We start from the raw sequence: 11,538 nt of genomic DNA, 5'->3' as shown, positions 1-11,538 counted from the left end.
GGCTCTGCTCCCGCCGCTTCTACGGAAGCGTCGTCCGCCGATCAGGATTTGGATATCGCGGCTGATATATCGAATCTGACGGGTGCAAGCACGAAGGAAGTAAGCGAGCTGCGAGCGACGGGGCTCAGCTGGAACGAGGTTCTTGGCCGGTTGAAGGGACAAGACGGCGGAACGAAGGCGCAGCGGGAAGAGCGCAGTACGCTGCTGACCGAGACCGGCATGGAAGAAATCGTCGTTAAGCTGCGGGACATGGGCTATGAGGAAGAGAAGCTGCAAGCGGCGAAAATGTTGGCTGAACGGGTCGAGTTTCAACTGGACGAGATCGTTCGGGGGATCGGCACCATTCAACCGGCGGTTCCTGTCCCTGGGGCGGATCACAAAGACAATGCTCAACAAGAGGCCGTGCAACACATCGGCGAACGTTACGAGGCCGGACTTGCGCTGTATTATATGATGCTGCTGCAAGAAGAGCTTGGCAGCTCGGAAGCGGTACTGGATGAATATTTGCTCGCGTTGCAGCTTGACCTCGATCTGGCGGACCGCATTCGGGACCGCAAGACTTACGATGAAGCTAAGGAGAAGGCTATTGGATTATTGGCGCCGGGCGATATCGTCACGGTATCACGCCTTGAGGAAATGATGCTGGACAAGCTTCGCCCTGTCGACGCATCGACCGACGCCACCGCGCCAACGGATACGGGGGCTGCTGGCGTAGAGGTCGGACAGCAAGCAGGTCAACCGCAGCAGGATTCGCTTCTGCCGGAGGTTCCGGACGTAAAACCGGTCAACCCTGGAGAACGGGTTCGGGCGGAGTTGGATGCGCTTAATCCTAATTTGCCATAGAAGGGGCTTACGATAAATGTCAAACCGAATAAAAAAGTTGACGGTTATTTTGTTAGCTGTCGCTGTGTTTGCCGGGCTGCTTCAGCTTGGGACGGCTCTCGCTCAATCGGGTCTGTTTGGCGGAAGCAAAGTCGATTACAAGGATTGGCTTGCTGAATACGACGTGCACGATAAATTCGCCCAACGGCTCGATCAGTTGGCGAATGCGGGCCATAGCCGCTCCGACCTAATGGTCGGATACGCGTTCTTATACGACCAGTACGGTACCATCGAACAACTGGAGCCGCTGGTCGCGATGAAAGAGGGCGGCAAATCATGGAGTGCAGTGTTCGACGATTATTTGCAGAAGCATGCGCCTTTTCAGCCGCGATCCTTCGAACCGGGGCAGTTGGAAAGTTTGACGCCTGAGCTGTCCAGCGACGATATTATGATCGCCGACCATATCGCTTACGCAACCGGCGAACCGATCATGAATGTGATCAAGCTGAGGCTTGAAAAGGGCAGCAACTGGAAGGAGATAGCCGCGGAGCGGGACATTGTTAACGGCTCGTCAACGATACCGCGGGTGCAAATTACCGAGGCGCAGATGAACAAATACGCAACAGCTTCATTCGGCGAGGAACGGGTAGCGGAAGCATTCGTTCTTGCGGGCAAGCTTGGCCAAGAGCCGGGCGAGACCGTCGCCGCAATGAAAGCGGGACGCAGCGAGACGGCCATCATGGCTGCGGAGTGGACGGCCCTATACGGCTCGTAATCATAATTTAGATCGGACATCCACTTGGAGGTGCTGGCTTGAAGCGGTGGCGTTATGTGGCGGTATTCGCCTTTTTATTAGCATTCTTGCCCATGAAATGGGCTTCGGCGGAGACGCTGGAGGAGCAATTGAATAATCTGATCGGGCCGCAGCAGCAGTATAACACGAAGCTGTCGCCTGTCTATTTAAGAACGAATACGCCGACGGAAGATATTAATCCGCAGAGCGGCGACTTCTCGCTTGTTCAGACGGACTATGTGCTGCCCGGCCGCAATGGGCTTGATCTGGAGATTAAGCGGATCTACAAAAGCGGCAGCGGCAGTGTCGAGGAAATGAACGTGCATTACGTCAACGGAGCTTGGGTCGATTTCGTGAAGTCGGATCACTCGACAGCCACGTTTTACGAGAATCGTTATAATCTCGGCATCGGCATGCGCTTCTCCTTCCCGACTATCGAGATAAAGGTAAACAAAGACGGTTCGAGCTACAAATTTTTGCATACCGACAGCGGTGACGTGTATCGTCTTAGTCCGGACATCCTTAACGGCGAGATTGTTCTCTTGCCTAGCGGACAGACGATTCGCGACATCGTCGTGAAGGAAACGGCGGAGTTCAGCAACGGGCAAGCCGAAGGCGTGTCCAAGTACGTCATGACCGGTAAAGACGGCAAGAAGACGTACTTCGATAAGGACGGCGTCATTCTCGGCATCGTAGACCGCTACGGGAACAAGATCGTATTCGAGAACACGAAGCTTGAATATAAGCTCGGCAGCGGCACGATAACGAAGAAGGTTGTCACCAAAATTACGGATACCGTTGGACGCGTGACGACGATTGAATATAAGGAAGACGCGAATTATCAGGTTAAACCGCTATCGGACGTCGTCTATGACGGCGATCAAAGCTATAAGCAATCGCAGAATCCGGACAAATCTCACTCCGGCGACCTGGAGGGCAAGTTCCAGGTAATCGTACATTTGCCGAACGGCAAGGAGCTTGTCTACGACAAGACGGCGGCGCTGGCGGACAGTACTCAGCACGTTCTGCGCACAAGGCTGCAGAGGGTATTCGATACCGACGGAATGCCGAAATACCATTATTGGTATGAACAGCCGGAGCTTGGTTTTACGTTCATGAGCAAGGATACGTACTCGGCCTACAACCGGTATGAGAGCTTGGAGCAGATCGATTATGTCAAGACGAACCGGCTGACGCGCTACATGTATGAGTCGTATAAGAAGAGCTTGAGCGACGATGGAAGCATGCAGTACCGCAAGCTGTTCGAGAAGCGCGAGCTTGTGAAGACCGGCTTTGATAAGGGCAAGACCCAATTCCTCGATCGGTTCCTGACGGTTGTGAAGGATAAGACGACCTATGCTTATACGAACGAGCCGGACGGTTATGGCTTCGCGGGGTACATGGCGTACGATACCAAATACTTAGCCGATACATACCGGTATTACTCGGAGGAGACCGACGCCTTAGGGAGTAAAACGAAGTATACGTACGACGGCAAGAATCAGCTTCTTGTGACGGAGAAGTACGGTAAGGACCATAAGGACGTCATTCGTACCGAGCGGGACGAGATGAAGCTGATCAAGAAGAAAGAGACGCTGCAGTACAACGTGCAAGGCGGGCAGGCGCAGGGGGAGCCGCTGAAGCGCATCGAAAACTTCCGGTACGACCAGTACGGCAACCTGACTAACTATACCGGTCCCGAAGCGCCGCGCGACGCTAACGGCGAGCCGCTCGACAACGAGCATATGGTCGTCTACACCTACGCGTACGACAAATTCCATGCGCTGACGTCCAAGACGTGGAAGCAGGATAAGAATACGTCGGCGCAGACGATGTATGATGTCGACGCGAAGGGCAATATCACGCGTGAGACTAAGGCGATTACGGACGACAAAAAGCAGTGGATCATGACGGACTATGATTATGATCTTTACGGCAACGTTATCCAGAAGAAGGTTTCATCGGACGGGCAATCGGTGGCGACGAATTACGAGTACGGCACCGATGCGGATGGGCGCGATACGAAGGGCGCTTATTTGACGAGGGAATACGGTACGCTTAAAGGACAGGCAGTCGGAACACGCTACGCTTACGATTGGACGACGGGCAACCGGACCGCCAAGATTGATGCGAACAGCGGACGCACGGACTACGCCTACGATACATTGAATCGTCTTATAAGCACGACCGATCCGGAAGGCGGACAGGAAGCTTTCGTGTATGAGGAGAACCGGTTCGCGAACTTGCAGATCCAATATACCGATCCCAACAAGAATGTGTTCCGGTACGAATACGATACGGCTGGCGCACAACTGAAGGAAAGCTTGAAGCAAGGCAACGCTTGGAAGACTCTCGGCCAATGGCAGTATGACGCGCACGGCAAGAAAGTGAAGGATACGGACGGCAACGGAACAGAAAGCCGCTTCGAGTATGACAGCGCCGAGCGTCTGGTGAAGAAGTCGGTGTACGATAAGAACGGAGCTTTTAAGGCAGCGACATCTGTTGCCTATCGGATCGGCGAGAATGCCGATGTGCCGCTCACCGTAACCATCACGGATGAAGAAGGCTATCCGAAGCGTTATGTCTATGACATAAACAGCAGATTGGTTCGGTTGGAGACGACGCCGGACAACAGCACTTATTATACGAATCGTAATGAATACAACTATACAGGGAATCTGATTGCACAGACCGATGCGAGACTTAATACGACCCGTTACCGCTACGATGCGGCCGGTCAATTGCGGTCCAAGCAGGATGCGCTCGGCAATGAGACGACTTATTCCTATCATCCGCTTGGTCAAGTCGCGCTGCAGAAGGAGCCAGACGGCAGAACGACCAGCTATGCGTTCGATGAACTAGGACGCGCTACACAGATGAAGGTATATACGGAGGGATCAGCCGATTACACGTATGAATCGTATAAGCTCGATTCGGCCGGCCATGTCATCGAGCTTCGCAAGGGGCAGTCGGCCGGCGGTGTCGATGCCGTCGCTTCTGCCGTCAGCTATGAATACGATGGCATGGGCCGCGTAACGGCTGAGAAGACGAAGATTGACGATGTACGGACAGGAATTGCCGTATATGCGTACGACAAGAAAGGCAACCGGACGTCCGAGACGTATTATGCCGATGCTGCGAAGAAGAAATTCCGTCTCTTCGAGAAAGTGTATGACTACGCGGGCCGTGTAACGGAGGACTCCGGACGTTATAAGGATCTGACCGCCGGCAGCGGCGGAACGGAGTACGGCAGCTACCGCACTGTCTATGAGCGGGATGCAGTTGGCAATGTTATGAAGCAGAATCGTTATAACGGTACGGGCTACGATACGACCGCCTACGATTACGATTATCGGAACCTGGTTACCGAGAAACGCGAGCCATACGCTGGTAAGGCGGAGGCCAAAGTGACGCGCTACGCGTACGACAAGACCGGAAGAGTGCTGTCGGAGACGCTAAAGGTACAAGGGAATGAGCTTACGACCAGCTACCTGTACGACGGACTGGGACGTGCGGTTCGGGTAACCGATCCGATCGGCAATGCGTCGAGGTACGTCTATGACGAGAACGGCAATCGGATCAAAGAAATCGACCCGCGCTATTCGGCGCAGCCGCTGAATACGGCGCCTGGTATCGAAGCCGAGTATGATGCGCTCAACCGGCCCGTAACGACCTATGTATTCGACGGCAAGAGCCGCACCGTGCTGTCGTACAAGCGTTATGATGGACGGGGCAACATCATCATGGAAGCGCAAGGGGAAGGCTATAATGCGGCCGATCCGACAACCTCCATCGGCACCACTGCCGAATACGATGCGCTTAACCGGAAAGTTCGTATTGTCTCGGCACAGACGGCAGCCGACAATCGCAAGAATGGAACGTCCTACGCGACGGCTATCTATGCTTACGACGGGGCGGGCAACGTCATCACCGAGACGGATGCCAACGGGGCGGCAACCCATTATGCCTATTACGGGAACGGACTTCTCAGAGAGAAGGCGTATCCGGACGAAAGCAAAGAGACCTTTGACTACGATTTAACCGGCAAGTCGATGGTCGCAGCGAAGGACCGCAATGGAGCGGTGACGACGCGTTTCATGAATGTATTCGACCAGCCTTACCGGATCGAGTATCCGGACGGTACGGCCCAGCGGTTCGAATACTCGCCACTCGGCCTTATGACTAAGCGGATCGATCAGGCGGGCGGCGAGCAACGCTTCGAGTATGATGAAGCGGGCCGTGTAACGGCACAAACGGCCTTCATTTCCGCAGGAGCATCGACGTCGTCGTTCCAGCGGATCGAACAGCGGTACGACGAGGCAGGCCGATTGCTGTCGAAGGAGACGTTCCTCTATGAGGCGCCGCGCACTGGCGGACAAGCCGCCGTGAAGACTTCGGCCGGCGACAAGGCTGAGTACTTCTATGACAAAGCGGGCCGTCTGCAGCGGGAGTCGGGGCCTAATGGCCGCGAGACGTTGTATGAATACGACCGCGCAGGCAATGCGGTACTGAAGAAAGAGAAGGTCGCAGACAACGATTACGAGATGACGCGGTATGGTTACGACGTTCAATCCCGGCCTATTGCAGAGTCGAAGCTTGTCCGGCTGTCGGAGCTGGCGCAGCAGGAGCTTGCGGGAGCATCGTTCGACGATGAGTTCGTCGACCGGGTGCTGGCTACGACGAAGTACGGCTATAACAAGAACGGACAGCTGACCAGCCGCGAGGATGCGAAAGGAAATACAGCGACGTACGCGTATGACTTGGACAACCGTCTTGTGAAGGAGACCGATCCTCTTCGAACGGCGAAGGGCTATCGTTACGACCGGAAGGGACAGTTGGTTGAAGCAACGGACGCAATGGGCGTCTCGACCGTGTATGAATACGATGCGGAAGGGCGTCTGTTACGCGAGAAGGCACCTGCTGCCGACGGCTCGACAGCCGTCAAGCGTTACGTCTACGATGCTGCAGGGAATTTAATTAAAGAAATCAAACCTAACCAATATGACGCATCGAAGGATAACCCGTCGGACGTATTGGCAATGGCAGGCACGGCTTATACGTACGACAAGATGAACCGGAGAACGACGTCCGTTGCACCGGACGGCCGGACACTCGAGTACATCGCCTACGATGCGCTTGGCCGCGTACGGAAGACGGTCGACGGTATACGGTATGACGGAAGCATCGACTCGTCGGACGGCACCGTCGTTACCTATGATGGGTTGGGTCGGGTAACATCGCGCAAGGATGGGCTCGGCAATACGGTGAAACAGGAATACGACGCTCTGGGCAACTTGACGAAGAATACGGACGCGCGAGGCAACGAGACGGTGTACGTCTATAATGCCGACGGCACCGTGCAGCGTGTCGAGTACGCAGACGATTCTGTTGTCGCTTATAGCTACGATAAGCTGGGCAGGAAGATAAGCGAGCGCAATCCGCTCGGAGCCGTGTCGAAGTCGGCCTATAATGCTTTCGGCTCTGAGAAGTCGACAACCGACGCTAACGGCGTCACGACGGAGATGAAGTATGATCTTGCAGGACATCTTCTGTCATCGAAGGACAAGCGCGGGAACGTAACGCTGTACAAGTATGACGCCAAGGGACAGCTTGTCGAGACGCGGACGCCTCTTGAGAGGGACGGCAGCGGCAGCATCGTCTACTCGATTGAGACGTACGTCTACGATGCAGCCGGCAATCTGTTGAAGCAATCGGTCCAGAATTCGAAAGACAGTTCGTACTTAAGGGAATCGTCATATACGTATTACGATAACAAACTGGTGCGAACTTCATCCGACAACAGCGGCGCTTCTGTTGAAAACTTCTATGACAAGAGCGGCAATCTGATTCGAACCGAAACGCTTCGCACAGCGTCGGAGAAGGACGTCGAGCGGTTCATATACGACTTGTCGGACCGTATGGTGCAGCGGATTCAGCTTGTGGACGAGTCCGGCCTTGAATCCTCTGTCGCTGCTGGAGCAGCGGGATTGAAGGATAAAGCGGATGCAAGCAAAATCCAACTCATTACATCATATGAATATGATCTGCTGGGTAACCGGACCCAAGAAACCGACCCGAGGGGCTATGTCCTTCAATATGTCTACGATGCGCTGAACCAGCTTACGAAGCTGACGCGTCAATCGGGCTCCGAGACGGCGTCCGTGTCTTACGAATACGATAAGAACGGCAACCGGATCTCGGAGAAGAATGAGCTCGGCTTCGAGACGATCCATGAATATGACGAGATGAACCGAGTGACTGCCGTCACCGACGGTGAGCATCATACGATGCGTTACGAATATGATCTTGCGGGCAACAAGCTGTCCGAGACGAATGCGCTCGGCAACCGGATGTCGTATTCTTACGATAAGCTTAACCGGCTTGTGACTGTGAAAGATCCGTATAACGTCGTCATTAAGCACAACGTCTATGATACAGCGGGCAATGTCTTGAAAGAGATCGACGCAGCCGGCTATTTGTCCGGCAGCTCGGACGACCAGCGGTACAGCGAGGAATATGTATACGATCTGGCGGGACGAATGACCTCGAAGACCGACCGCATGGGCTATAAGACAACGTACAAGTACAACACGAGCGGCGATCTCGTGAAAGAGACGAATCCGCTCGGCGAAGCCTACGTCTACGAATACGATAATGGCGGCAGTCTCGTGAAGGTGACCGATCCGCTCGGTATCGCGACTTCGTACAACTATGACTTGGCCGGCAACAAGGTCGCAATGACCGACGGCAGAGGCAAGATGACCAGGTACAAATACGGCGCGTTCGGGCTGCTGCTGGAGCTCGTCAATCCGGATGGCAAACCGGTCGTTTATCGTTACGATCTCGGTTCGAATATCGCTGAGATGACGGACAAGAACGGGCGGCATACAAGTTACGAGTATGATAGCCGGAATCTCCTGCTCAAGCAGTCGGTGGCGGAGACGGGCGAGACGATTCAATTCACGTACGATAAGGCCGGCAACCGGGCTTCGATGTCGGACGCAAGCGGCATGTCCCGATATGCCTATGACGGCAACAACCGACTGAAGACCGTTACCAAGGGCGGTACGGTGCAGCTGTCGTACATGTACGATGCAGTTGGCAATGTCGAATCCGTCAAGGATAAGAAGGGTAACGCAACAGCCTATACGTACGATAAGGCCAATCGTATGGCTACGGTTGCTGCAAATGGCAAGACGACAACCTACAATTACGATGAAGGCGGCAACCGGACGTCCATCGTCTATCCGGGCGGCGTGAAGGAGAGCTACACATATGACCGGAACAATCGGCTGCTCACGCTGCGCAATCTGAAGGCCAACGGCACGGTGCTGTCCTCCTATACGTATGGCTACGACGGCGCTGGCCGCCAGACATCGAAGACCGACAGCTATGGGAAGACGCTGTATGGCTACGATGCGGACGGACGGGTGAAGAAGGTCGAAGCGCCGGGCAAAACGACGGTGTATGCTTACGATGACAGCGGCAACCGACAGTCGATGAACGAGACGTATGTATCCGACCAGCCAAGCGGATATACCGAACCGTCAAGCGGCAAGGCTGTTACCTATCTCGTGAAGAAGAGCGAATACAATTACTCGAACGCCAATGTGCTGAAGCAGCTCGTCGAGCGGATGTACGATGACGAGGGCGAGGAAGTTCTGGAGAAGACGACCGGCTATCTGTACGACGACAACGGCAACGAGCTGAGAAGCCAAGTCAGCTATGTTCGTCCTCACGACCGGAGCCTGAAACAGACGACCGGTGCGAACGCGAGCGGCGATGGCATCTCCGGGGAGCTCAACGTCCTGTTGGAAAAGACGAGCAATACGTTCGACGGCTTCAATCGATTAATAAAGGCGGAGCGTATTCAAGGCAGCGTTCGTTCCAGCGTCACATACACCTATGATGGCGACGGTCTGCGGACGCAGAAGGTGTCCCGCAGCTCGAAGGACAACAACGCGGCGCATGTAACGAACTATTTGTATGACCGCCGATATGTTGTGCTGGAGACGGATGAGTCGGATGCGGTCACGACCCGGTATGTACGCGGCGTGAACTATATTGCTCGTGTAGACGCGGCGATGAAGGCATCGTACTTCCTGTTTAACGGACATGGAGACGTCGTGCATACGGTCAACGGAGCGGGAGAAGTCGAGAATACGTACGACTACGACATCTTCGGCAATCCGCTGTTGACGATCGAAGTCTATGCGAGCTCCATTCGTTACTCAGGAGAGTTCTACGACGCTGAGGTCGGCTTGTACTATCTGCGTGCGCGGTACTATGATCCGTACATTAGCAGGTTCATTTCGGAGGATACGTATGCGGGACGTGATGAAGATCCGCTGTCGCTGAACCGGTATACGTATGTGTTGAATGATCCGCTGATGTATTGGGATCCGACGGGGCATAAGGAAGTCCAACTAACTGACTTGTCGAATGCCACTGATTCGAAGATTAAATATGATAGTAAAACGAAGACTGCCACCGTAACTCTTGCCACAGGATATGAAGTACAGTTTACAGCTGGTAAAAACGGAGCAAAGGGAGAATACGGCGTATACATTAATGAAAAAGGCAAAATGATTATAGACAACGACGCATTTGATGCAAAAGTAGCGGCAACGGGGCCTCAAAATGGTGCAACGGTTAAAGTTGACACTTACGTTTCTGATGAAGTTAGGGATAAAAAAGGTAAAATCCTCGAATCTGAAAAAATCGGTGCCGTTAAAGTAGTAACTTCTTATGAGGGAAGGAAGGTAGAAGTTGATAAAGCAATAGTATACGATACGAATTCGCAGAAGAAGTTGTTAACTACTACTTCGTCACAAGTACCGAATGATCTCAGTCAAATGTCTGGCAGCGGTGTTTATTACACCCCAGCCCAATCGTTATTGATTGCATATTCAGTCAGAGACGGCTCTTTGAATGATAATGAAGTTAAAGCATTGCATTTAAGGAATGCGGAAGTTGTAAGCATTCATCTATGGGCAATGGATCAATCCGAAGCAGGTCGTATGATCGTTTCGAGTGTGACGAATGTTAATTCAGGTTTTAATGATTATACGGCGTCTGGGATTGCAATGCCGAAATCTAGCAAAAAAGAACCGGCTCCACCAGAGCCAGCTAGCAAGGAGAAGAATGCATCGAGCAGTAAAAACAGTCAAGGGTCGAGTAAACCGGCTGCGAAAACTACCTCTAGCGAATGCAATTGCTTCACGGCTGGAACGAAAGTTCAAACAGACGAAGGGGAGAAGAATATTGAAGACATTGAAGTCGGAGATAAGGTTCTCTCGAAGGATGAAGCGACTGGCGAGGTAGCGTACAAAGAGGTTACGGCAACGTTCAACCATGAGACGGATGAGATTTACAAGATTCATGTGGGCGGTCAGACGATTGAATCGACCTTTAACCATCCGTTCTATGTGGAAGATAAGGGATGGACGTTCGTCAAAGACCTTAAAGTCGGTGACTTGCTTGTTCAGAGTGATGGGAATACACTGGAAATAACCAGTATTGAACTGTTGCACAAGTACGTTACGGTTTACAACATGACGGTTGACGAGTTCCATACCTATTTTGTCAGTGATCTTGGGATTTGGGTGCATAATACAAATGGTTGTCTTCGTCCAGAAGCTAAATATCTCAAAGGAGGAAAGCATGGGGTTAACTGGACAGAAGGCTCGGCACTCGCTAAAAGTTCAGGAATAGCTCAAGGACAATGGAGTAAAGCGGATTTAGAGTATGCCGGAGCAAAAGCGAGTACCTTGGAAAAGGGTCAAGGGGCCTGGTTTGATCTTCCTCCGGGTTCTACATCTGTAGTTCACATGCCAGATGGTACAACAGTACCTGCAACTAGAATGTGGGTTAGAAACAACGGTACAGGTACCTTCCACGGGTATCCGGCCCCATAGAGGAGG

Annotated in this window: 3 protein-coding genes; all 3 read left to right on the top strand. The window is 53.1% G+C overall.

Annotated features, from left to right (window positions below; genetic code table 11):
- Positions 1 to 843, top strand: an 843-nt coding sequence (locus PKO01S_RS28915) for a hypothetical protein (RefSeq protein WP_164779693.1), incomplete at its 5' end; no start/stop codon positions are given.
- 16 nt (positions 844 to 859) lie between these two features.
- Positions 860 to 1,597, top strand: a complete 738-nt coding sequence (locus tag PKO01S_RS20425; protein ID WP_127533295.1) for a hypothetical protein — start codon at positions 860 to 862, stop codon at positions 1,595 to 1,597.
- Positions 1,598 to 1,635: 38 nt separating this feature from the next.
- Positions 1,636 to 11,532, top strand: a complete 9,897-nt coding sequence (locus PKO01S_RS20420; protein ID WP_127533294.1) for a polymorphic toxin-type HINT domain-containing protein — start codon at positions 1,636 to 1,638, stop codon at positions 11,530 to 11,532.
- Positions 11,533 to 11,538 lie beyond the last annotated feature (6 nt).

It is taken from the genome of Paenibacillus kobensis NBRC 15729 (assembly GCF_004000825.1).
Lineage (GTDB): Bacteria > Bacillota > Bacilli > Paenibacillales > Paenibacillaceae > Paenibacillus_T > Paenibacillus_T kobensis.
This window is presented reverse-complemented; position numbering and strand designations above follow the sequence as displayed.